The sequence below is a fragment of the Bacillus cereus group sp. BfR-BA-01430 genome, from assembly GCF_022663115.1.
GTDB lineage: Bacteria > Bacillota > Bacilli > Bacillales > Bacillaceae_G > Bacillus_A > Bacillus_A cereus_BD.
In genome coordinates, this window is the sequence record NZ_JAKUEW010000011.1 from 92890 (window position 1) to 116601 (window position 23712).

A 23712-nucleotide genomic window follows, 5' to 3' on the forward strand; every position below is an offset into this window, starting at 1 on the left:
GATTATATTCGGGAAGTTGTTTTACAATAAAGTAGAAAAGGCCTATTGAGTTTTTCATAACTCAATAGGCTTTATTTATGCGGAAAAGTTCGGTCACAATGAAGAGAGTGAGAAACAACATAATGGGCAAAATCGCTTTTCAAATTGTGGTTTGGTATAATTAGGAACAATCTAAGGGAACGAAAAGGAGTTTTCATATGAGGGCAAAATTAGTAAAGGGAATATTACTTCTTACGGTGGCGTCTTTTTGCTTATTTGCATACGGTTTTCTTTCAGGTATTAACGATGTATTGAATCCAAAAGCCTCGAATTTCGTCATGAAACGAGAAGAAGTGCAAGGAAAAGAAAAAAAGAAATTTGAGGCGTTGCAAGTCGTTAGCTTAGGGGACTCGCTAACGAGAGGTGTTGGTGATAAAGAAGGAATTGGTTATGTTGGACGCATGAAAGAAGAGTTGGAAAAAGGGAATAAGACAAAAGTTGCATTAACGAATTTAGCTGTTAGTGGAGCGAAGATGCCGAATTTGTTACAGCAAATCGAGAGTAGCGGTGCTAAATATTCCATTAAGCGTGCGGATCTTATTGTGTTAACAATTGGAGGGAATGATTTATTCCCAGGTTGGGAATCGCTTGGGAAAATAGACTTGGAAACATACCGTCCAGATACGGAAACGTTTCAAAATCAAGCGAAAAAAATTATAACAGAAGTGCGTAAAGTAAATGCGGATAGTCCTATTTTTTGGCTTGGGTTATATAATCCTTTCGAAGATGTAGAAGATTTAAAAGGCTCATCAAATATTGTCGTAGATTGGAATGCATCGTTAGAAAAAATAGCAGTCAATCATAAAAATGTATACATTGTACCGACATTCGATTTGTTTCAAAGTCGCGGAAAAGAACTATTGTATTCAGATCATTTTCATCCGAATGAAATAGGTTATTCATATATGGCAGATCGCTTAGTGAAAAATGTTATAAGTAAGTTAAAGCTACAAGGGGGAGGAGCCAAATGACGACAATCCTTTCGGTAAGGAATGTAAAAAAGGTTATCGGAAAGAAGACGCTTGTAGAAAATATTTCATTTGATGTGAAACAAGGAGAAGTGTTTGGATTTCTTGGACCAAATGGTGCAGGGAAAACGACAACCATTCGAATGTTAGTTGGACTGATTCAGGCAACGGAAGGTGAAATTTCTATCGGTGGTTATCATATTAAGGACAATTTTCGAGAAGCAATGCGACAAATTGGTAGTATTGTTGAAAATCCAGAGCTTTATACGTACTTAACAGGCTTTGAAAATTTAAAGCAATTTGCAAGGATGTTAGGCGATATACCAGATGAACGTATTTTTGAAATTGCAAAGATGGTTCATTTAGATGAACGGATTCATGATAAAGTAAAAACATATTCTCTTGGAATGAAGCAACGCCTTGGAATTGCACAAGCTCTTCTTGGAAGACCAAAACTTCTTATATTAGACGAGCCAACAAATGGTTTAGATCCCGCTGGTATAAGAGAGTTAAGAGAATTTATACATAAGCTTGTGAGAGATGAAAAGATGAGCGTATTTATTTCAAGCCATTTATTGAGTGAAGTGCAAATGATATGTGATCGCGTAGCCATTATTCATAAAGGAAAAATTATTACAGTTGCTCCTATTGAAGAGTTAATAAAAGCTGCAAGCGACCGCGTAGAGTGGATTGTTACACCCATTTTGAAGGCGAAAGATCTATTGGAAAAATCAGAAGAAGTGAGTGAAGTTAGCATGGATCACCATCGTTTACTATGCCGTATGGATGTGAAATCCATTAGCAGTTGGAATAAGCGGTTTGTAGAGAGTGAGATAGAGGTACATAGTGTGAAAGAACTTGTGTTTACATTAGAAGATCTATTTATTGAACTCACAAGAGGTGAGGCACATGCGTGAATTTGCTAATCTTGTTTTGAATGAATCTGAGAAAATTTATCGTAAGAAACGTATTTTTGTGGTGATGTTAATATTAGTCATTCTCATTCCGCTTTTTGTATACGCGCAGTATAGAGAGATACAAACAACGCAAAAGAGGCTTGGGACAAATGATTGGAAAGTTGCACTTCAGCAGCAAATTGTCGATTCACAAAATCGTTTGAACAATTCTAGGTTGCCAGAAGAGTGGCGAGATTGGCTTAAAGTTAGAGTAGAGCAGCAACAATATTATTTAGATCATAACATTAATCCAGCAGCACCGGGAGCGCCAACTTTTGTAAGGGCGTTCATTGAACAAGGGATTACATTGTTTATCCCACTTCTTGTCATGATTGTGGCAATTGATATTGTATCGGGTGAAAGAAGTGATGGGACAATGAAAATGCTTTTAACTCGTCCAATTAGGCGCTGGAAAATTCTCTTGAGTAAATATGTTACGATGCTTTTGTTTATTTCACTTATATTATTGCTTGTTGGTCTTTTCTCTTATGTACTATCTGGCATTGTTTTTGGATATGCAGGATGGAATTTACCTGTGTTAACAGGGTTTGTCATTGATAAGGAAACATTAAATACGAATTTTGTGCACTTAATCCCGCAATGGCAATATAACTTAATGGCGTATGGGTTAGCTTGGTTTGTAGCAATAGTTGTCGGGACAATCTCCTTCATGGTTTCCGTTTTGATTCGTAATACGCCCGCTGGTATGGGAATCATGTTAGCAGCTTTAATTGCTGGTGGTATTTTAAGTTCTTTCGCAACATCATGGGAAGGTGCAAAATATATATTTAGCGTCAATTTATCATTAACAGATTATTTATCAGGAAAGTTACCAGCGCTACAAGGTTTATCGATGGGATTTTCGTTAATGAATTTAACAATTTGGGCAGTGGTCTCTCTCGTTGTTTCCTTTGTAGTGTTTACGAAGCAAGATATGATTAATTAAATGAATCAGGAGTGAGGGTAATGAAGAACATTTTAAAGAACGATTGGGAACCAATACTTGGACCAGAGTTTGAGAAGCCATACTATCAAAACTTGAGACAATTTTTAAAAGAAGAGTATAGTACGCGGGTCATATATCCAAATGCAAATGATATTTTTAACGCATTACATTATACGAGTTATGAGGATACAAAGGTTGTTATTTTAGGACAAGATCCATATCATGGGCCAAATCAAGCGCACGGATTAAGTTTTTCTGTACAACCAGGAGTAAGGGTACCACCATCTTTACAAAATATGTATAAGGAACTTAAGGCGGATATTGGATGTGAAATTCCGAATCATGGCTATTTAGTAAAATGGGCAGAGCAAGGCGTATTATTGCTTAATACTGTTTTAACAGTTCGCCAAGGAGAGGCGAATTCTCATAAAGGAAAAGGATGGGAACAGTTCACAGACCGTGTCATTGAGTTGTTAAATGAGCGTGAAAAACCAGTAATCTTCATATTATGGGGGCGTCACGCACAAGCAAAGAAAAAAAGAATTACGAATCCAAATCACTATATCATTGAGTCTGTACATCCAAGTCCGCTTTCAGCAAGCCGCGGTTTTTTTGGAAGCAAGCCATTTTCAAAAGTAAATCACTTTTTATCTACCATTGGTGAAAAAGAAATCGATTGGCAAATTCCAAATTTATAATGTAATCATAAAAAAGGTAGCTTGTGTGAGCTACCTTTTATTGTTCATTCTTTAATTTTGCATCTAATACAAATGTACCAAACGGAATAACGGATGCAAGAAGTGCGCCAAGAACCCATAAAATAGATTTACGGTTTGCAATCGTTACTTGAATGACTGCAAAGATAAATAAAATAAATAATACACCGTGAGCCATACCTGTAATTTTCACAGCTGCTGCAAATCCTGCAAAATATTTTAATGGCATCGCTACAAATAATAGTAATAGAAAAGAAATCCCTTCGACGAATCCGATTGCTCTTAATCGTCCAACTGGTGTAGATAACATGAGATAGCCTCCTTAAATATAAGCTTGTATATAATAAATTTGTATTCGTTTCCAAAATAAAATAGTCTTTTTTGTTTCATTATATACAAAAACGAAGTTTACACTATGATAATGTTGTAAAGTTCAAAATATCTTCACAAAATCTCTCAAATGTAAAGAAAACCCCTTTGAAGTATTTGACTTCAAAGGGGAGGTATGAATGCTTAAATTAAGCAATTACTTCATTTTCTAGTACAAATTTCTCGACTACTTTTGCAACACCGTCGTTCATATTCGTATCTGTTACATAGTTTGCGATGGCTTTAATATCATCTGGGGCATTGCCCATCGCAACGCCAAGGCCAGCAAATTCAATCATTGTCTGATCATTATAGCTGTCGCCCATCGCAATGACTTCTTCGCGCTTAATACCAAGCTTTTGAATGAGTTGGTTTAAGCTCGTTCCTTTTGTAACACCAGCTTCTGTGAACTCCAAGAAGTATGGTTTGGAACGCATAACACTTAGCTTTCCTTCTAATTGTTTTTGGAGCTTCTTCTCTACTTCAATCAGTCGCTCTGCTTCTTTATTCATTAATACTTTGACAACAGGTTCTTGTACAGCAGCGACAAAACGATCTACTTGGATAATTGGCATACCTGTAAGTTGTCCCTCGATTTCTGTATAGGGATTATTTTCTTCCGTTATAATATCATCACCCATATATGTGTGAATCCAAACGCCTTCTTCTTTACTAATCTCATATAAATTGTGAACGATTTCAGGTGATAACGTACTGCTAAATAGTTCTTCATCTGTTTTACAATTAATAATTTTTGCACCGTTAAATGACAAGATAAAGCTTCCGTATTCTTCTAAACGAAGTTCTTTAGCAATATGACGCATACCAAACGTTGGGCGCCCTGAAGCAAGTACGACTTTAACACCTTGTTCTTGAGCTATCATTAAAGCCTGCTTTGTACGCTCTGAAATCGTGTGATCATCACGTAATAAAGTATCATCTAAATCTAAAACAATCATTTTATAAGACATATAGAAAGTTCCTTTCTGTATTGAAATGATAAATAACAGTACTAGAAATAAAAATATGAAGAAGTAAATTGTAAGACATCGAACTTCTTCTTGCATAAAGAAAAGGTAGATTACATTGTTAGTATAAATTATCAAGGGCGATATGCCCATGATAATTTATAACTATCGTAGCAACTTGAAAAGTAGAGTGCAATAATGGAAGTTCTCCTATTTACGAAAATTGTTTGTCTTTTGAACGGGAAAATAGAACTTCAAGTAAAATGGCCATAACGGAGCCAAGGACGAGACCGTTACTAAAAAATGATGCGAAAACGGGTGGAAGGGCGGAGAATGCTTCTGGTGGTACAAACATAACCCCAATTCCAGTAAAGAGCGACAACCCAGCAACGCGAAATAGACGTTCTTTATTTTGTACTGAATCATATTCACGAAAGGCAAGGCCAATCATACTTGCAAATACGGGATAAATGGCTGCATATCCAACGGCGATAGGGATAGCTGCAAAGAATGAAGTAATCTTTGGGAATATGCTAATGAGAATAATAAAACTTGATCCTAATATAAAAGGAATTCGCTTATAAATATTTGTTGTTGCGATAAAACCAGCTGATCCTGAAATAGCTACAGGTCCTACCGCTGAAAACAGACCGCCTAGCAATTGATTGATACCCGTTATAATACCAGCTTGCTTGAAGCGATTTTGTACTGCATTTTCTTCGTATTGGGAAACTACTTTTTGAACAACGCGAATACTTGCTAACATGTTTGTAAGAAGAAGTAGTGTGACAAACAGAACTGTGATTGCCATATTCCATTCAATACGAGGCGATCCAAAAACAAATATAGATGGAAGCCGAATGATCTCTGTTACGGGTGGAATAGGATTTGATAAACCGAAGCACGCAAATAAAATCCATCCGAAGACAATACTAAAAAGAACAGAATATTGCCCAATAATAGGTAGCTTCATAATGAAAAAAGATAGTACAATAACAATAAGTGAGAGAATAAATACGTTTATTTGCACTTTCGTATGACTTCCATCAAGCCCAAACATTCCTTTTAAGAAAGCACCGCTCAGCTGTGCAACAAGAAGGAATAAATACGTTCCGATTACTGTTGGTGTAAAATAATGAACGAGCTTATCAATAAGTCCAAAGACACTAAGAATAATACAAATAATACCGCTTAATAGGAAAGCGTATTGTAAGACGCGGAGCGTTTCAATGTTTGATCCGAATAGTACGATACCTAAACTTGCATAAAGAGAGAAGACTCCCCACCAAAGGCCAGCCGGGCCTTCTTGAATAGGTAACTTATGGCCAAACAGAGCTTGCAATAAGCCTGCAAATCCAAGAACAAATAATGTCCTTTGTATAAAAGCAATCGCTTCAGCACCATTCAATCCATAACTGGTGGCAACACTAATCGGTACAATTAGGCTACCCGCCAAAATAAATAATGCCCACTGCAGGGCAGAAAGAAATGTTTTCATGATATCAACCTCTTTCATAGATTCCATTTCTAGTATATACGTATTTCATTTTACCTGGCAAAGATTTGTAGATTGAGAAAAGAGTTGAGGAACAGTATGAATGCACGCAGGCAATTGTTAATAGCGATTATATGTATGTGTTTTGTTGTAATACTTGGAACAATTGGATTTATGGTAATAGAAGAAATTAGTTTGTTTCAAGCTTTTTGGATGACAATGATTACAGTATTAACAGTAGGGTATGGAGATGCAATTCCAGTAACACAAGCTGGGAAAATTTTCGCACTTTTAATTATACCTATTGGTGTAGGGATTGTTACATATGCCATTGGGGTAGTGGCAGCAATGATTATAGAGGGAAATTTATTTCATGCAGTGCGGAGGAAGAAAATGGACAAACAAATAGCAGGATTAAAAGATCATATCATTGTATGCGGCTGTGGTAGAGTAGGACTTCAAGTTGTACATGAATTACAGGAAAAGAAAGTTCCTTTTGTTGTTATTGATAAAGATAGAGAAGTACTAGAAAACGAAAAAATTTTATATGTACATGGTGATGCTACGGAAGATCAAATATTAATGAAAGCTGGAATTAAGAGAGCTGCTGGCCTTGTGGGGATTGTTGCCAATGATGCTGAAAATGTATTTATTGTGCTAACAGCAAGAGGACTCAATCGTAACATCAAAATTGTGGCTAGAGCTGAAAAACCAGAAACAGAAGAAAAGTTATGTCGCGCTGGTGCGGATAAAGTGATTAATCCATCTAGTATGGCTGGAATTCATATTGCAAAAGGTATTGCAAATCCATTGGCGGTTCATTATATTGATACAGTGCTATATGGGACAGAACAATCATTTGCAATAGAAGAGTTTCAAATTGGAAAAGATGCGATTTTGATTGGAAAAACATTGCTGGAAAGTAACGTGAGAAATCAATTTGATGTCACCATTTTAGCGATTTTAAGAAATGGAGATATGATCCATAATCCGACAGGACAGGAAAAACTACAAGAACGTGATATGATAATAGTATTTGGTTCGGTAGAGAAACTGGAGCAATTTAAGAAAGAAATATAAAGTAAGAGGTGACGATGTATGCAAGTGTCTAGTGATAAAATTTTAAATAAAATGGCAAATGAGATTGCAAAAGCAAAAGGTAGTGAAGGGCAGAAGGTAAAGGAGCATTTGTCAGTTGTTCGTGCACTATGTGATTTACTATTAGATGAACAGGCTGAAACAAGTGTGTATGTAGAACCGAAATTACAGTCACAAGTAATTTCGTCTCATCCGATGACAGCACCAGTAACGCAACAAGTCACGACAGTATCGGCTGGGGAACCTGTATATATGAAAGAAGATGATGCAAACGGAAGTTCTTTATTTGATTTTTAAAGGGTAAAACGTTTGGCTTATATGTGAAAATTTCTTATCATAAAGATAAAAAGGGGAATTCTTATGAAAATTTTCTTCTTATTAGGTTGTATTGCAGCAGGACTATCAGTTGCATTAGGAGCTTTTGGCGCACATGGTTTAGAAAACAAAGTCTCCGCTAAAATGTTAGAGGTGTGGAAGACAGGAGTTACATACCAAATGTTCCATGCAGGAGGATTGTTGATTGTTGCATTATTAATGGACAAAATTCAGTCATCTCTTGTAAGTGCAGCAGGTTGGTTTATGGTAGCCGGAATTATTATGTTTTCCGGAAGTCTGTATGCATTAAGTATAACAGGCATTAAGTTTTTTGGGCCAATTACTCCTCTTGGCGGTGTCGCGTTTATTGTAGGATGGATTTTACTAGGAACTGCAATTGTAAAAGGATTATAAAAAAAAGCTGGCATTTGCCAGCTTTGTTTATTATCTTGGAGCATAAGTCGCTTGTTGACTAGGTAGATACGTAATTTCTTCGGGGAATTCAACATAATCTAAATAAATCATAAGCAATAAATAGCGCTTTCCAGACTGTGGTTCACTAATCACGATATGGTCGCGCCCAGCAGCTTCAATAATACCAGTATAAGATTGTGTCCCTAAAGTACTACTGCGTTCATATGTCATAACGACAGTCGCTTGTTTCCCTTTATTTAAGCGAAGAATATTTTCAATATAGGATTGCTCTAATGGGAGCATTCCTTGAGATATTGCATATTGTGCTTGTGCAGCTTGTTGTTGTAGAGCTTGTTGTTGCTGCAGAGCTTGTTGTTGTTGCGGAGTTATTTGCTGTTGCTGTGGTTGTTGCACATAACCTCCTGAAGGTTGATAGAAACCTGTTCCGTAGTATGGATTTTGTTGCTGTGCCATTCAAAAATCCCTCCTCAGTTTATCCTTTAATACACCCCTGGGCAGTCCGAACCGGAAGGTTGAAAGAAACAATGTTTTTTAAAACGGCCAGAATTTTGTTGGTTATACCAAGTTGGTGGACAAGCGCCTTCAGGTCTAAAGAACCATAATGCAAAATTTGCAGGCCAAAAACGCTGACCTTGAATATTCCGTCTGGCAAGCGCAATATCTTGCTCGCGTGCTCGTTGATAGAAATAACCTTTCTGGGTTGCTTCAAATCCACCAGGTCTTTGATAAACCATTTGGCGTAAATTTCGTATGCTTTTAAAGTCTAAACAGTTTCCACGAACACGATTTACTCCAACATTCCCAACCATTAGCATACCTTGTTGTCCTTCACCTTCAGCTTCGGCGCGCATCAGCCTAGCTAATAATTTCACATCTTCTTCTGTATACGGAATAACAGCCATTATGTCTCACCTCTCTGTTTGGAATGCATTAGAGAAAGAGGTTTATTTCTGGATGAAGTTTAGAACAATTACTAGTTCATACGTATGAGGAAAAGGAAGCGGATATGACAACCAAACAAAGTTTTAAGAAAGAGAATTTTAACTGTACAGGGAGGGAAATAATAAAAAAGGCTAGCATTTTGCCAGCCCCTTTATGATTCGAATATTTTTGACCATATATTTGAAAAGAAATCACCAATAGATCGCAACGTTACTATAAACCAATTTGCTTTTTCCACTTCTTCTGTTGTTTTAGCCGTAACTTTCAGCTGTTTACTACCATCTAAGAACCCATATCGATCGGTTGTTTCTAAGACAATTGAACCTACTTTAGCATCCTTTTTAATAGGAGCAATTAGCTTTCCCTCTTCAGCAAGGGAGGGAATGGCTTCGGTAGAAATTTTGTAAGGTGGTTTACTTCCTTTTTTTGTGACAATTTCTATTTCCTTTTCAGGTGCTATTGATACGGCATCTTTTTTTCCTTTTACTACAGAAATCGTATTATTTTTATCTAGTTTTAATTTTTTCTTTTCAAAGTTATGAAAGCCGTAATCAATTAATTCGCGAGATTCTGTAAAACGTTCATCCATTGATTTTGTTTTTATAATTACAGAAATAAGACGTAAGTCGCCACGTTTTGCTGTAATGGTAAAGCCATATCCCGCTGTGTCAGAGCTTCCTGTCTTTAATCCATCTGTTCCTTCATAAGCGAATGCAGCTCCAGGTAGCATCCAATTCCAGTTTTCCATTCGAATTGGTTTTGGATGATGATCAGGGAAGTTTCGAAATCTCTGTTTTGTATCCTCTAACATTTCTGGATACTTTGTAATTATTGTTTTTGCTAGAATACCCATATCGCGAGCTGATAAGGAATTTTCTCCATTTGGATCGGTTCCTTCAGGATGTTTTCCTTTTAAATCAGCATTATTTAACCCTGTAGCGTTTACAAATTTATATTTCTTTAACCCTAGTTTTTTTGCATATTCATCAGCAAGCTTTAAGAAGTTTTTTTCACTTCCTGCAAGAAGTTCAGCAAGTGCAATGCTAGATCCATTTGCGGAAAAGATAACAATAGAGTGATATAATTCTCGCACTGTATATTGTCTTCCCTTTTCAAATGGAACATTAGAAAATTCATTATTACGCGATACTTCATAAGCGTAATCCGAAATATTTACTTTTGTATCCCAAGTAATTTTTCCTGCTTTCATTGCCTCTAAAACAGCATACACAACCATCAATTTCGACATACTTGCAACAGCTAGCAATTCATCAGGGTTTTGTTCATGTAGTATCTTTCCTGTGTCTGCATCAAATAAAATAGCAGCGGCAGCTTCTATATGTATGTTTTCTTCTGCATGGGAGTTAGTTGCTCCCAAGGAAGAAAATAACAATAGAAAAGCTAGTAAAATAGATAAGATTTTCCTCATATACATGATCACCTTCGCATCGTTATTAGCATATAGCTTGTATCATTCTAGCATGATTTTGTGAGGATTTTGACAAAAATTTATCTATTTTGACTTAAAATTGCGGAAAAATGAGGATTTTAATAGGATATGAAAAGATATAAAGTGAAACTTTAATCAGTGGGGGTTTTCTTCATCCCCCACTGATTATGAGCCCTCACCAATCGGGCTGTTACGGGCAGCCCTACTCCCACCTATCTTCCTTGCTTTTCTCTGAATCTTGAGGTGGGAGTCTTACTGCCCTTAAATAGCGGGATAAAAAAATGGGAGGAAGGGGTATCCCCTTTCTCCCGTTTTACATTCAACATTTCTTATCATTTTTTCTAAAACGACTTGTCTCATCGTAAGAAGAAATCTGTCTCCAAAAGGTCGGTATGTAAGACTTTTTGGCGTAAGCTTTCGTTTCCTTATACATGTAAAAAGTTTGTTACTTTTTCGCTTGGTAAAATGTTTCCGACAAAGAATGTTCCAAATTCGCCGTAGCGTGCGCTTACTTCATCGAAACGCATTTCGTATACGAGTTTCTTGAACTGAAGGACATCATCAGCAAACAGTGTTACACCCCATTCGTAATCATCAAAGCCGACAGAACCTGTAATTACTTGACGTACTTTACCAGCATATTGGCGGCCAATTTTACCATGGCTATACATAAGTTTTTTGCGTTCTTCCATCGGAAGCATGTACCAGTTATCATTACCTTGGCGACGTTTGTCCATTGGATAGAAGCAAATGTGATTTGCTGTTGGTAATTCAGGGTATAAACGTGCTAGAATTTGTGGATTTTGATATGGATCTTCATCAGCTGGAAGATAATTACTTAGTTCAACAACAGATACATAAGAATATGCTGGAATCATATATTCAGCTAATGTTGTTTTATTTAATTCTGTTTCAATTTCATTTAACTCTTCCATTGTTGGACGTAGTAGCATGAACATAATATCAGCCTTTTGACCAACGATTGTATACATTGCATGGCTACCTTGCTTTTCTGCAGCTACTTTATTCCACTTTTCAATGATATTTAAAAATTCAACGATTGCTTGTTCACGTTTTTCGCTAGATAATGTTTTCCAAGATATCCAATCGATAGAACGTAAATCATGCAAACAATACCAACCATCTAACGTTTTTGCTGCTTCACTCATTTCTTTCACCTCAGTTAATGATATTTTATACGTTAACTATAGCATATATAATTTTAAATTTATCTATGTAACGCTTGGGTGCATAAAATTGTCACATTTTAAGATGATAGAAATAAGAGTGAACTTATATTTAATAAAGCTGAATTTTATGAAAATATAATCATTTCGTTTTTCCCTATTTTTTAGGAGCTATAAGTTTAAAATATATGTGAAAAGAAGTATTCTTAAAGGTAGAGTTTTTTAACATTTGTAGGAGGGTTTATTCGTGAGCGATTTATTTACAACAGTAAAAGAAAAAGTTCAAGGAAAAGGCATTTCTATCGTACTTCCTGAAGGAACTGATGAAAGAATTTTAGGCGCTGCAGAGCGTTTAGCAAAAGAAGAAATTGTAAAACCAATTCTAGTTGGTAATAAAGAAGAGATTAGCGCAAAAGCTGCTAGCCTGAATTTAACATTAGCAGGTGTTGATATTTATGATCCAGCTACATATGAAGAAATGGATGCAATGGTAGCATCTTTCGTTGAACGCCGTAAAGGGAAAGCAACAGAAGAAGATGCTCGTAAAATCCTAAAAGACGAAAACTACTTCGGCACAATGCTTGTATATATGGGGAAAGCAAACGGTTTAGTAAGTGGAGCAGCTCATTCTACAGCAGATACAGTTCGTCCAGCACTTCAAATCATTAAAACAAAACCAGGCGTTACAAAAACTTCAGGCGTATTCATCATGGTACGTGAAGATGAGAAATATGTATTCGCTGACTGTGCAATCAACATTGCACCAAATAGCCAAGATTTAGCTGAAATTGGTATTGAAAGTGCAAAAACTGCTGAACTATTCGGCATTGATCCACGCATTGCTATGTTAAGCTTCTCTACAAAAGGTTCTGCGAAATCTCCAGAAACTGAAAAAGTTGTAGAGGCAACTCGTATTGCAAAAGAAATGGCTCCTGAATTAACATTAGATGGAGAATTCCAATTTGACGCAGCATTCGTACCATCTGTAGCTGAGAAGAAAGCTCCAGGTTCTGTTCTAAAAGGTGATGCTAACGTATTCGTATTCCCAAGCTTAGAAGCTGGTAATATCGGTTACAAAATTGCTCAACGCCTAGGTAACTTTGAAGCTGTAGGACCAATCTTACAAGGTTTAAATATGCCGGTAAACGATCTATCTCGTGGTTGCAACGAAGAAGAAGTGTACAAGTTAGCTTTAATTACAGCAGCTCAAGCACTATAATGAAAAAGCCCCGCTATTAGAGCGGGGCTTTTTTCGCTATTTCTCGAGGCCAAGCGCTTTATTATTACGATCAATAATGCGCTGTAAGTTCATCTCATATAGTGGAACTTCATCTATCGTTAGTTGTGAAGGTGTTAACTTTCGTGCAAACTGTTGCAATGTTTTTAACAGGCGCAGCATTAAGTCTTGAACAGTAATTGTTTCACCTAGTAATTCAGATAATGAAGCCATTGTACTCGGTACAATGTTAGGATACGTAAACCTTGTTTGTTCCCCTTGAATCGCTATATTGTAAAAATCACGAACAAGAGCTGCGCGCTCAGCGCCGCTCCCTGTAGCGCATAAATAAATTTGTACAGCTACCCCTCCGCGAATACGGCGCTGTGAAATACCAGCAAATTTTTGATCACGAATGCTTAAATCATAGCTTCCAGGACAATAAGAGCCTACGATTTCCTTTGCTTCAATATTGACATCGTAATCTTTTAGCATTTCTTTAATTAAATGCCACATTGTATCATATCCAAGGTCAATATCGATACCTTTATCAGCTTCTTGGAATAAAAGTGATACATTTAAAACCCCTTCATCAAGCACGACCGCAAGGCCGCCGGAATTGCGGACAATGACATTGAAATTTTTCTCTTTTAAGAAAGAAACTCCTTCTTGTAAATGAGGAAGCCGTGAATCCTGGATTCCGAGAACAATTGTATTGTGATGAACCCAAGAGCGCATTGTTGAAGCTGAAGCACCATTTCCAATTGTTGTACATAGCGTATCATCCATTGCAAATGATTGCAGAGCGTGGAATGTAGGTCCTAAACTAGACTGATCAATAATGCGCCACTCTGGTTGAGATAAAATCGAATGGGAATTGCTCATATCATTAACCCCTTATCTATAAAATGACAATCTTTATTATAGCAAAAAAAGGTTGCGGGGGAGATTGTAAAAGAAACTTACTGGGGCTAAGATGGCCGAAGATATAATAATGAAAGAGAATGTGATCAATTAGAGTGAAATATGGAAATTGAATTGCAGAATAAAAAGGATGCCTTTTTCGCATCCTTTTTATTCTGCAATTTTTTCTAAATTACCGTTTCGATCCATTCGAAAAGAGGTTTGCGTGCGTTCTTCTTCGTCCATCAGTGCTAATTTACGGGCACGATTCATAATATTCATCAATGTTTCGTAATCTTCTTGCACTGTATTCGATTGTTTTTCTAATTTTTCTAGTTTCTTCTCTAACTCTTCGTTGCGAAGGATTTGCTCTTTTAATTCTTGGTTTAATCTCGTATTCTCGTTTTCGAGTGCGGTTACTTTTACATTGGAAGATCCTACTGTTTGTAAAAATTGAATGACATCTTGCATTGTGATAGAAGATTCAGAAGCAGTTGGTTGTACTTGTACTGCTTGTTCTTCATGCGACGTGATCACTGATGGAGTTGGCGGTGTATAAAGTAGACGTTTTTTTGCATGTTCACCGCCAGCAGCGCGCATTTTATCTTTGCGATGTTTTTTTGCTAACTGAAGAGCTTGTTCATAGCTATAGCGAACAACAGCATTCCAACGAAATCCACAAGCTGCTGATGTCCGGTTTAATCGATCTCCAACTTCCTCAAATGCATTTAACTGTGTACTTCCTTCTCGAACATGACGGAGGACTGTTTCGGCAAGTAATAAATCATCCTCATCTGTCCAAGCATCTTGTCTTACTTTCATAGATTCAACTCCCTTTCTTTTTATGAACTTCCTATTTTTATATTGGGCAAAAAGAACTGCTTTTATACAAAGCTTTTAAAATTATGGTAGATTTTGATGATTTATCCCGCATTAACGGGCAGTAAGACTCCCACCTCAAGATTCAGAGAGAAGCAAAGAAGATAGGTGGGAGTAGGGCTGCCCGTAACAGCCCGATTGGTGAGGGCTCATAATCAGTGGGGGATGAAGAAAACCCCCACTGATTAAAGTTTCACTCTATTTCGCCTCTTTACTGTGGATACGATATAAGGTTTGAATGAAGGGTATTTATGTAGGGAAAAGTAAAAATAAAGCAAAGGTTTTCTGTGCTTGTGAAGCGATAGAGGAAACTTGCATCAAGCTTAAAAGAGCGGTAAAATACCATTTAGTGTTTATGTTAAATGTACTTGTGAAAAGTTTAAAATAGAGGAAGTGTTATATAAAATGGGAAACGAATTTCGTGTTTGTGATGATTGCCAAGCAACGAACATTAAAACGTTGATACCGAAGCTTAAAAAAATAGATTCATGTGCAAGTATTGAAATTGGATGTCAATCTTATTGTGGGCCGGGTCGTAAAAAATCATTCGCTTTTGTAAACAATCGTCCAGTTGCAGCACCTGATGAAGACGAGTTAATTAAGAAAATTGAAGCAAAGTTAAGTAAGTAAGAGGAAGAGTGGGCGTTTCACTCTTCTTTTTTTATATTCAAAGGGCAGTTCGATCCGAATGTTTGTAATTGTATATTGTAAAATAATAGTTGACAGTCTTTTATGGTGCTAGGTAGAATAAATAATATGATTATGAGAATCATTATCAAAAAAGGGTAAGGAAGTCAATTTTCTTTTTATTATTTCTTGAGAATCAATCTCATTTTGTTACATATATATTATTGGTTAGGATGGTTGAAGGATGGGAGCAAGTGCGAGGAGTATAGAGCAGCAAGTAAATATAAAAGAGATTAAGAGCAGACCGCTTATTGCTTCTATTATTTTAATAGCAGGCACGATTTTGTTGGCTTTAAGTATGGCAGTTTCCATTTCATTTGGAGCTGCAGATATTAGCTTAAAGACGGTATGGCAAGCTGTTTTTCAATTCGATGATTCAATGACACATCATAATGTTATTTGGGAGCTTCGCATGCCGAGAGCAATTGGAGGCGTCGTTGCAGGTGCATTTCTAGCGGTATCCGGAGCAATTATGCAAGGGATGACACGAAATCCACTTGCATCACCATCTTTAATGGGAATTACAGATGGAGCAGTATTTGGAATTGCGATTATGTATGCGTTTTTCCCCAATTCACCATACTTAATGTTTGTGATTGCTTCGTTTGTTGGAGCGGCATTTGGTGCAAGTATTGTATACGGTGTGGGAGCTTCTTCACCAGGAGGACTAACACCTGTTAAGTTAGCGCTAGCTGGAGCGGCAATCAGTGCCCTACTTGGTGCGATCTCATCTGGTATTGCACTTTATTTTAATCTCGCTCAAGAAGTGAGTATGTGGAATGCAGGTGGCGTTTCAGGTGTGAAATGGGCAAGTATTAATATGTTGTTACCAATTGGACTTGTTTGTCTTATTCTAGCAATTATCATGTCTAGATACATTACGATCTTAAGCTTTGGTGAAGAAATTGCAATCGGGCTTGGGCAAAATACAACTTTAATTAAGTTCATAGGAACTGTACTCGTACTTGTTTTAACAGGTTCAGCCGTGTCGATGGCTGGATCAGTCGGATTTGTAGGGCTTGTTATTCCACATATGACACGCTTTCTCGTTGGGTCTGATTATAGATGGGTCATTCCGTGTTCCGCTGTATTAGGGGGCTTATTAATTGAATGTGCAGATATGTTATCTCGCATTATCAATCCTCCATTTGAAACACCAATTGGTGCCATTACAGCCTTAATCGGTGTTCCATTCTTCCTTTACTTAGCTCGTAATGAAGGGAGAGGGAAAATGTGAGGACAAGTATTTTAACAAAAAAGAACATTTCTGTTTTAACGATTTTAGCTGGGTTAATTGTTTCCATATTTTTCATTAGCTTAAATACAGGAACATTTAAAATACCGCCGATAGACGTATTGAAATCGTTAGTCGGATTAGGGGCTGAAGAGCAATCTGTTATTTTATTTGAATTTCGTATGCCTCGAATGGTTATTGCTATTTTAGTTGGCTCCGCGCTAGCAATGTCAGGAGCGATCATGCAAGGTTTATCACGAAATCCACTTGCTGACCCTGGAATTATTGGTATTAATGCTGGGGCAGGATTAACAGTTGTAGTTTTCGTCTATTTCTTTTTTGGAAAAGTAGGAACTGGTACGTTCCTATCCGTATTCATTCTTCCATTTTTTGCGTTGGTTGGTGCGATCTTGGCGGCGGTTATTATTTATACACTCGCATGGAAAAATGGCGTTTCATCAACGCGTCTTATTCTTGTTGGGATTGCAGTTGCAGCAGGATTTGGAGCGGTTAGTTTAATTTTCTCCATGAAGATGACTTCAAATGACTTTCGCTTTGCAACGATTTGGTTAGCGGGTAGTTTATGGGGGACGGATTGGAAGTTTGTATTAAGTGTACTTCCATGGATGCTCATTTTTTTACCGATTGCAATCCGAAAGGCTCATGTACTAAATGTTATGAATTTAGGTGATGCAGCGGCAGTCGGTCTCGGTGTCAATGTTGAGAAAGAAAGACGTAAATTATTATTTATTGCCGTTTGCTTAGCTGGTGCATCCGTAGCTGTTGCAGGTGGAATTGGGTTTATCGGACTGATGGCACCACACTTAGCAAGGCGTCTTGTCGGAGGGAAACACCAAATTATGTTACCGACCGCAGCGTTAATTGGAACTTTTCTGTTACTGTTTGCAGATTTGATTTCTAGAAGTGTACTTACAACTTCAGAAATACCAGTCGGTCTTGTTATTTCTGTTATTGGTGCACCATATTTTATTTATTTACTAATGAGGACAAAATAAAGGGAGGCGCGTTTTGAATGGTAACTTTAGCAGTTGACTCGGTATCCGTTGGCTACAATGAAGGATTAATTATTGATGGATTATCAGTGGAAATTCCCGAAGGAAAGATCACGACAATTATTGGACCAAACGGATGCGGGAAATCCACATTGTTAAAGACAGCTTCTCGTATTTTAAAAGCAAAACGAGGAACTGTTTATCTGGATGGAAAAGCAATTGAGAAACAGCCAACAAAAGAAATTGCAAAGAAAATGGCGATTTTACCACAGACTGCAGAAGTGCCAACAGGCCTTACTGTGTTTGAACTTGTTTCGTATGGTCGTTTTCCCCATCAAAAAGGATTTGGAACGTTGAAAGACGAAGATTATCGTTATATTCATTGGGCGCTTGAAGTGACAGGGATGACAGAATTTGCGCATCGGCCAGCAGAGGCATTATCAGGTGGTCAACGTCAACGAGTATGGATTGCAATGGCGCTTGCTCAAGGAACGGACTTACTTGTATTAGATGAGCCAACAACATATTTAGATATGGCTCACCAGTTAGAAGTATTAAATTTGTTGAAGAAGTTAAATCAGGAGGAAGGTCGTACCATTGTTATGGTCATTCATGATTTGAATCATGCTTCTCGTTTTTCTGATCATATGGTCGCTTTAAAAGCTGGTAAGCTCATTAAGCAAGGAACTCCAGATGAAGTAATGACAAGTGAGACGCTGCGCGAAGTGTTTGAAATCGAAGCGCAAATTGTTCCATGTCCTGTAAATTGTAAACCGATTTGTTTAACATACGATTTAATGATGATTAATCAACAATTACGTAAAAAAGCATAAATAGGGAAGCTTCCCCTCTTCAGCGGTTAGAGGGGAAGCATTCTAATGGATGTTGAACTTCTCGCTTTCATGTGGGAAGTTGAACACCCGTTAGAATGGGTTATACGAAACTTATAATAGTAATATATTGATAAATTGTTATTATCGTTTCGTATAGTGATATACAGCTAATAAAGAAAATGATATCCGGGAGGGGCAAAACATATGAAGAGATTCAAATTGACATTATTAGCAATGGTACTCGTTGTTACTTCTGTCCTGTTTGCAGCTTGTTCTTCTGATAAGAAGGAAGAAAAGAAAGCTGACGCAAAAGCGGAAGAACGTACTGTACAGCATGCAAAAGGGGAAATAAAAATTCCTGCAAAACCAAAGAAAATTGCTGACCTTAGTGGTTCAACAGAAGAATTATTAATCTTTGGAATGAAACCAATTATTACGGCAAATACATCTCAAGAAAAAATTGATGCTCATATTGCAGATAAATTAAAAGGCGTAAAACCAGTTGGCTCTGCTTGGGGCGACAAAATTAACATTGAGGCAGTAGCTGCTGCAAAACCAGATTTAATTCTTGTGAATAATCGTCAAGAAAAAATTTATGATCAATTATCTAAAATTGCACCAACTGTTATGTTAAAAACTCCGTTAGATCAATGGCGTCCGAAGTTTGAAGAATTAGGTAAAATCTTTGATAAAGAAAAAGAAACAAAAGAATGGTTTAAAAAGTATGATGATAAAGCAAGCAAATTACATGATAAAATCGTTGCGAAAACTGGCGATGCGAAGTTCATGAAAATGGCTGCATATCCAAATGCATTCCGCATATATGGTGATTACGGTTACGGTAGCGTAATTTTTAAAGATTTAAAATTACCGGCAGTTGCAGGGACACCAATGGATAAACCGTTAGTACAAGTACAAAAAGAAGCATTAATCGACTACAATCCAGATTACTTATTCGTATTTACAACAGGTGATGGTTCTCAGCGCTTAAAAGAATTCCAAGAAGAAACAATTTGGAAAAATATGAACGCTGTTAAGAACAACCACGTATTTACAATTAAAAATGATGCAGTAAACAAAGGATACTTCCCACTTGGTAAAGAAATGATTTTAGACGAAGTTGCGAACTTTGTTTTAGGGAAATAATCAAAAAGAAATCACTTTCGGAATCCCGAAAGTGATTTCTTTTTATATAACAGTATTTTTATACAGTCTTTCATTTCTTTCTCTTTCCTATTTCGTTTATAATATAAAGTAAGAATGTAGTAAAGAAAGGGGGATGTCGATGGTATATTTAAACGACAAACTCAGCGAAACGAAAGTATTTAAAGACCCAGTACATAAATATGTGCATGTACGTGATCGCGTCATCTGGGATTTAATTGGGACAAAAGAATTTCAACGTTTACGCCGTATTAAGCAGCTTGGAACGACGTTTTTCACATTTCACGGCGCGGAACATAGTCGCTTTACTCATTCATTAGGTGTATATGAGATTATTCGTCGTATGATTGATGATGTATTTGATGGCAGACCAAATTGGAATGCAGAAGATAGATTATTATGCTTATGTGCTGCGCTCTTGCATGATGTTGGCCACGGACCATTTTCACATTCATTTGAAAAGGTGTTTTCACTTGATCATGAGCAATTTACACAAAAAATTATTGTTGGCGATACCGAGGTTAATAAAGTTTTAAGCCGTGTAGATCGTGAATTTCCGCAGAAGGTAGCAGATGTGATTGCGAAAACATCTCATAATAAATTGGCAATTAGTATGATTTCAAGTCAAATTGATGCAGATCGTATGGACTACTTATTGCGAGATGCCTATTTTACGGGTGTAAAGTATGGGAATTTTGATATGGAGCGTATATTGCGTGTAATGCGTCCATATGGTGACCAAGTTGTTATTAAGAGCAGTGGTATGCATGCTGTTGAGCATTATATTATGAGCCGTTATCAAATGTATTGGCAAGTGTATTTTCATCCTGTAACGCGCAGTGCTGAAGTCATTTTAACGAAGATTTTACACCGTGCGAAAACATTGCACGAACAGTATTATACATTTAAGTATCATCCCGTACATTTCTATTCTTTATTTGAAGAAGAAGTAACAGTAGAAGATTACTTAAAACTAGATGAAAATGTGATGTATTACTACTTCCAGGTATGGCAAGAGGAAGATGATGCAATCCTTAGTGATTTATGTCGTCGTTTTATGAACCGGAATCTTTTTAAATATGTAGAGTTTACCGAGAAACACGGTTTAGATAATTGGATGGAGTTAAGTAGTTTATTTAAAAAGATTGGTCTAGATCCAGAATATTACTTAGTTGTTGATTCAACGTCAGATTTACCATATGACTTTTACCGAGCAGGAGAGGAAGAGGAACGTCTTCCGATTTTACTTCGTATGCCAAATGGAGAACTTCGGGAACTTTCTCGTGAATCAGATATTGTCGAGGCTATTACTGGTAAGAAAAGAACGGATCAAAAGTTATTTTATCCACATGATTTAATCTATGAAGATGGACGAAAAGGAAAGTATAAAGAGAAAATTATCCAGTTATTAGAAGGGAAAAAGTAAGAAGCAGCTATCAGACTGCTTCTTACTTAAACAGATTGAAATTATTTGTCGCTTAAGCGTTTTCCACCAACTGCATAATGATTTTTAGACATTTCTTCGATGAAAACAACGATGTTTTCTTCTGGAGCACCAGTTGTTTCGCTTACTGCTGCAGTTACTTTTTCAGCAAGAGCTTTCTTTTGTTCTTCTGTGCGTCCTTCTAGCATTTTCACTGTTACGTATGGCATGTATAATCGCTCCTTTATGTAAGTTACAATCTTATTATAACGGATTTTAAGAGAGAACAATCGCAAAAAAACAAATATTTTCTTTTTTGACATAATGAAGAGGAGATGAAGTATGGATCAGTTATTTAGGTATCCGTTGCACCAAATTCCACTAGTAGCAATGGCTATTATTATCGCTTTATCTGTGCATGAATTTGCACATGCATATATTGCATATAAGTTTGGAGATGACACAGCAAAAAGACAGGGGCGTTTAACGTTGTCCCCAATGTCTCATTTAGACCCAATTGGTATGATTGCTGTGCTTATTTTAGGTTTTGGTTGGGCACGTCCTGTACCTGTTAACCCGTATAATTTTAAAAGGCCACGTCTTGCCGGCATTTTAGTATCTATTGCAGGACCGATTAGTAACTTTCTTTTGGCGGCGATCGGCTTAATCATTTGGTATGGTCTATTAAGGATTGGTGTTTTAAATGCAATTCCATTTGCAGTAGCAGATACATTAGGACAATTTTTTGAAATTTTTATCGTTCTTAATGTTGTTTTACTTGTTTTTAATTTATTACCGATTCCGCCACTTGATGGATATCGTGTGATTGAAGATTTAGCGCCAGCAAATGTTCGCGCCAAAATGACGCAGTATGAAAAATATGGAGCAATTGCGTTATTAATTCTTGTGATTACACCGCTTGACCGCTATACGATTCAACCTATTTTTAGCGTGGTCATTCCGCAAGTATTAGGGTTTTTAGAAAGTATCATTGCGCCTATCTTTGGGCTTATATAATATGTGAGCGAGGAGGAATTGTCTATGACAGAGAAAAAGAAAAAAATCGGTTTTAATATTGTAAAGAATGATTCAACAGATGGACATGGTGGTTTTGGTGTTGGCGCGCTAAGTTTAGAAAATATTTCACCTGTTTTTGTAGATGTAATCGAGCAAACAGCCTTTGTTGATATCGGTGCGATGCATGCGCGTAGTACCGTTGAAAAGGGAATTAAATTTTTAACGAATAAAGATGAAGTTCCAAATGGAAAACCATATTGGCTCGTGTGGGTAACGATTGAGAGAACAGAAAAAGGTGCGTATTATGCCGGCGTCACAGCCTGTGAAATGACAGTTGACCGCGAAATTCGCCGCGGCTACAAATCGCTTCCTGAACATGTCAATAAAATGGATAAATCATTAAAGCGTCACATCATTGTTGATCATATGGATGAATCGTCTAAACAAGTATTGGGAAGATTCCTAAAAGAACATAATGAAGCAATTTGGAATGAATCGAGTGCAGAATTACGTCACGCATTATTAGGCGATTAAAATCGTTGGTTATATTCAAATCCATTGAGGATAAGAAAGTGGAAGGCTACTAGAGAAGTAATTTGAACTGTACCCCGAATCCTGGACATTTAAAAAAAGTCCAGGATTCGGGGTTTTTGTGTATTTTTATAAGCAAACCTCATTATAATGGATACAACGCTATAAGTGAGGTACGGAACAGGAGTAAAATGATTTTTCATGAACTATACCGGAACAAAAGACGGTAACCGATAAAATGTCCTTTACAAAGGATACAGATTATTGTAGGCATTATTTTTAATTATTTAAGCTTGTAAAATGCTTCGTATTTCTGCTATGCGTAAATTTGTAAACTTTGCAATATCCTCTATTGGCATTCCGTTTTTGTACATACCACGAATAAGCTGCATTTTCCCTTTTTCAATCCCTTTTTGTTCTGCATATGCAAACTTTGCGGCTTCATCCATCAACGCTTTTTCCCTTGCTTCATACGCTTTTCGGAAAGAAGAATCTTGACTCATACGTTCCCATTTATTCATGGCTTTTTGTAAAATTGGGCCTTGGTTCATCGCAATATCCTCCAATGTTGGGGTTAAATATTCATCTTCATTCGCTGGAAGTAGTAATAACCAACGAACCAGCGAGTCCTCCCAAGGGTTCACTTGCTCATTCCGCCACTGTTGCATGAGTTTTGGAATCTCCACAATATGAATTTCAATATCATCGCTCAATATCGTATGTTGTTGTTGATTCCATAAGATTCCTGTTGTATGGAATTCTTCATATTCAGGAAACATAACGAAATTCAACAAATTATATGATATTTTTCTTTCATTGTACATAAAAAAATGGCTACGGTACAATACCCGGAACCATTTTTAAAGGTCTTTTTATGAAACTGTCCATTTTATAGGGTACAGTTCAATTTTCTAGTAGCCTTTTCTTT

26 protein-coding genes and 1 pseudogene are annotated in these 23712 nt (G+C 36.9%); 16 read left to right on the forward strand and 11 right to left on the reverse strand.

All coding sequences use genetic code 11. The annotated features are described in order from the left end of the window. Positions 1-197 precede the first annotated feature (197 nt). The 4 genes from MR058_RS17240 to MR058_RS17255 are packed head-to-tail and all read left to right on the forward strand — an operon-like array spanning position 198 to position 3607. Positions 198-1010 (forward strand): SGNH/GDSL hydrolase family protein, encoded by an 813-nt coding sequence (locus tag MR058_RS17240; protein WP_242145129.1) that lies wholly within the window; start codon positions 198-200, stop codon positions 1008-1010. Continuing rightward, a complete protein-coding gene (locus MR058_RS17245; protein ID WP_242145130.1) occupies positions 1007-1924 on the forward strand; it encodes an ABC transporter ATP-binding protein in 918 nt (305 codons plus the stop codon). The genes MR058_RS17240 and MR058_RS17245 overlap by 4 nt, the downstream gene beginning before the upstream one ends. Continuing rightward, entirely contained in the window at positions 1917-2909 is a 993-nt protein-coding gene (locus tag MR058_RS17250) for an ABC transporter permease subunit (protein ID WP_242145131.1), read from the forward strand. The genes MR058_RS17245 and MR058_RS17250 overlap by 8 nt, the downstream gene beginning before the upstream one ends. A 20-nt stretch (positions 2910-2929) precedes the next feature. Further along, positions 2930-3607 (forward strand): uracil-DNA glycosylase, encoded by a 678-nt coding sequence (locus MR058_RS17255; RefSeq protein WP_242145132.1) that lies wholly within the window; start codon positions 2930-2932, stop codon positions 3605-3607. Between the two features lie 37 nt (positions 3608-3644). Here MR058_RS17255 and MR058_RS17260 read toward each other — a convergent pair whose 3' ends face one another. The 3 genes from MR058_RS17260 to MR058_RS17270 form a co-directional block, all read right to left on the reverse strand. Beyond that, positions 3645-3935 carry a DUF3817 domain-containing protein gene (locus MR058_RS17260; RefSeq protein WP_012096361.1) on the reverse strand — a complete coding sequence of 97 codons (291 nt, stop codon included), beginning with the start codon at positions 3933-3935 and terminating at the stop codon, positions 3645-3647. A gap of 208 nt (positions 3936-4143) precedes the next feature. Beyond that, positions 4144-4965 (reverse strand): Cof-type HAD-IIB family hydrolase, encoded by an 822-nt coding sequence (locus tag MR058_RS17265; protein ID WP_242145133.1) that lies wholly within the window; start codon positions 4963-4965, stop codon positions 4144-4146. 211 nt (positions 4966-5176) lie between these two features. Next, a complete protein-coding gene (locus MR058_RS17270) occupies positions 5177-6460 on the reverse strand; it encodes a purine/pyrimidine permease (RefSeq protein ID WP_242145134.1) in 1284 nt (427 codons plus the stop codon). A gap of 96 nt (positions 6461-6556) precedes the next feature. Here MR058_RS17270 and MR058_RS17275 point away from each other — a divergent pair, with 96 nt between their 5' ends. The 3 genes from MR058_RS17275 (at position 6557) to MR058_RS17285 (ending at position 8284) form a co-directional block, all read left to right on the forward strand. Beyond that, positions 6557-7537: a potassium channel family protein gene (locus MR058_RS17275; protein WP_242145135.1), complete on the forward strand. Its 981-nt coding sequence runs from the start codon at positions 6557-6559 to the stop codon at positions 7535-7537. An 18-nt stretch (positions 7538-7555) separates the two neighbouring features. Then, on the forward strand, positions 7556-7852 hold the full coding sequence (locus MR058_RS17280) for a YwdI family protein (RefSeq protein ID WP_242145136.1): 297 nt from the start codon (positions 7556-7558) through the stop codon (positions 7850-7852). A 63-nt stretch (positions 7853-7915) separates the two neighbouring features. Beyond that, a complete protein-coding gene (locus tag MR058_RS17285; RefSeq protein WP_242145137.1) occupies positions 7916-8284 on the forward strand; it encodes a DUF423 domain-containing protein in 369 nt (122 codons plus the stop codon). Between the two features lie 30 nt (positions 8285-8314). Here the strand turns inward: MR058_RS17285 and gerQ are convergent, their stop codons facing one another. From gerQ to hemQ, 4 genes are all read right to left on the reverse strand, one after another. Next, positions 8315-8758: a spore coat protein GerQ gene (gerQ, locus tag MR058_RS17290; protein WP_242145138.1), complete on the reverse strand. Its 444-nt coding sequence runs from the start codon at positions 8756-8758 to the stop codon at positions 8315-8317. Between the two features lie 26 nt (positions 8759-8784). Beyond that, positions 8785-9207, reverse strand: coding sequence for a cell wall hydrolase (locus MR058_RS17295; protein WP_242145139.1), 423 nt, complete (start codon positions 9205-9207; stop codon positions 8785-8787). 191 nt (positions 9208-9398) lie between these two features. After that, entirely contained in the window at positions 9399-10682 is a 1284-nt protein-coding gene (locus tag MR058_RS17300) for a serine hydrolase (RefSeq protein ID WP_242145140.1), read from the reverse strand. A gap of 440 nt (positions 10683-11122) precedes the next feature. Then, the gene (gene hemQ / locus MR058_RS17305) at positions 11123-11866 is read right to left on the reverse strand and encodes a hydrogen peroxide-dependent heme synthase (RefSeq protein WP_242145141.1); all 744 of its coding nucleotides are present in this window, start codon (positions 11864-11866) and stop codon (positions 11123-11125) included. Positions 11867-12131: 265 nt separating this feature from the next. On the opposite strand from hemQ, the gene pta reads away from it, so the two are divergent. Beyond that, complete coding sequence (gene pta / locus MR058_RS17310) at positions 12132-13103, forward strand: phosphate acetyltransferase (protein WP_242145142.1); 972 nt, start codon at positions 12132-12134, stop codon at positions 13101-13103. Positions 13104-13139: 36 nt separating this feature from the next. Here pta and lipL read toward each other — a convergent pair whose 3' ends face one another. Beyond that, positions 13140-13985 (reverse strand): octanoyl-[GcvH]:protein N-octanoyltransferase, encoded by an 846-nt coding sequence (gene lipL / locus MR058_RS17315; protein ID WP_242145143.1) that lies wholly within the window; start codon positions 13983-13985, stop codon positions 13140-13142. Positions 13986-14174: 189 nt separating this feature from the next. Then, complete coding sequence (locus tag MR058_RS17320; RefSeq protein ID WP_242145144.1) at positions 14175-14825, reverse strand: RsfA family transcriptional regulator; 651 nt, start codon at positions 14823-14825, stop codon at positions 14175-14177. A 462-nt stretch (positions 14826-15287) separates the two neighbouring features. Between MR058_RS17320 and MR058_RS17325 the strand changes: the two genes are divergently transcribed. The 6 genes from MR058_RS17325 to MR058_RS17350 all read left to right on the forward strand — a co-directional run bounded on the left by MR058_RS17325 (position 15288) and on the right by MR058_RS17350 (position 21239). After that, positions 15288-15512, forward strand: a complete 225-nt coding sequence (locus MR058_RS17325; protein ID WP_242145145.1) for a YuzB family protein — start codon at positions 15288-15290, stop codon at positions 15510-15512. A 241-nt stretch (positions 15513-15753) separates the two neighbouring features. Continuing rightward, complete coding sequence (locus MR058_RS17330) at positions 15754-16806, forward strand: FecCD family ABC transporter permease (RefSeq protein ID WP_242145146.1); 1053 nt, start codon at positions 15754-15756, stop codon at positions 16804-16806. Then, positions 16803-17819, forward strand: a complete 1017-nt coding sequence (locus tag MR058_RS17335; RefSeq protein WP_242145147.1) for a FecCD family ABC transporter permease — start codon at positions 16803-16805, stop codon at positions 17817-17819. Before MR058_RS17330 ends, MR058_RS17335 begins: the two co-directional genes overlap by 4 nt. A 17-nt stretch (positions 17820-17836) precedes the next feature. Beyond that, entirely contained in the window at positions 17837-18649 is an 813-nt protein-coding gene (locus MR058_RS17340) for an ABC transporter ATP-binding protein (protein ID WP_242145148.1), read from the forward strand. A 204-nt stretch (positions 18650-18853) separates the two neighbouring features. Next, a complete protein-coding gene (locus MR058_RS17345; protein WP_242145149.1) occupies positions 18854-19795 on the forward strand; it encodes an ABC transporter substrate-binding protein in 942 nt (313 codons plus the stop codon). A gap of 139 nt (positions 19796-19934) precedes the next feature. Next, on the forward strand, positions 19935-21239 hold the full coding sequence (locus tag MR058_RS17350) for an HD domain-containing protein (protein ID WP_242145150.1): 1305 nt from the start codon (positions 19935-19937) through the stop codon (positions 21237-21239). A 41-nt stretch (positions 21240-21280) separates the two neighbouring features. Here the strand turns inward: MR058_RS17350 and MR058_RS17355 are convergent, their stop codons facing one another. Further along, the gene (locus tag MR058_RS17355) at positions 21281-21466 is read right to left on the reverse strand and encodes a 2-hydroxymuconate tautomerase (RefSeq protein ID WP_001147171.1); all 186 of its coding nucleotides are present in this window, start codon (positions 21464-21466) and stop codon (positions 21281-21283) included. 112 nt (positions 21467-21578) lie between these two features. On the opposite strand from MR058_RS17355, the gene MR058_RS17360 reads away from it, so the two are divergent. Further along, on the forward strand, positions 21579-22253 hold the full coding sequence (locus tag MR058_RS17360; RefSeq protein ID WP_242145151.1) for a site-2 protease family protein: 675 nt from the start codon (positions 21579-21581) through the stop codon (positions 22251-22253). Positions 22254-22277: 24 nt separating this feature from the next. Continuing rightward, positions 22278-22787, forward strand: coding sequence for a YwhD family protein (locus MR058_RS17365; protein ID WP_242145152.1), 510 nt, complete (start codon positions 22278-22280; stop codon positions 22785-22787). A 284-nt stretch (positions 22788-23071) separates the two neighbouring features. Here the strand turns inward: MR058_RS17365 and MR058_RS17370 are convergent. After that, positions 23072-23596: pseudogene (locus MR058_RS17370) on the reverse strand (Rpn family recombination-promoting nuclease/putative transposase); the annotation flags it as partial. Positions 23597-23712: the final 116 nt, after the last annotated feature.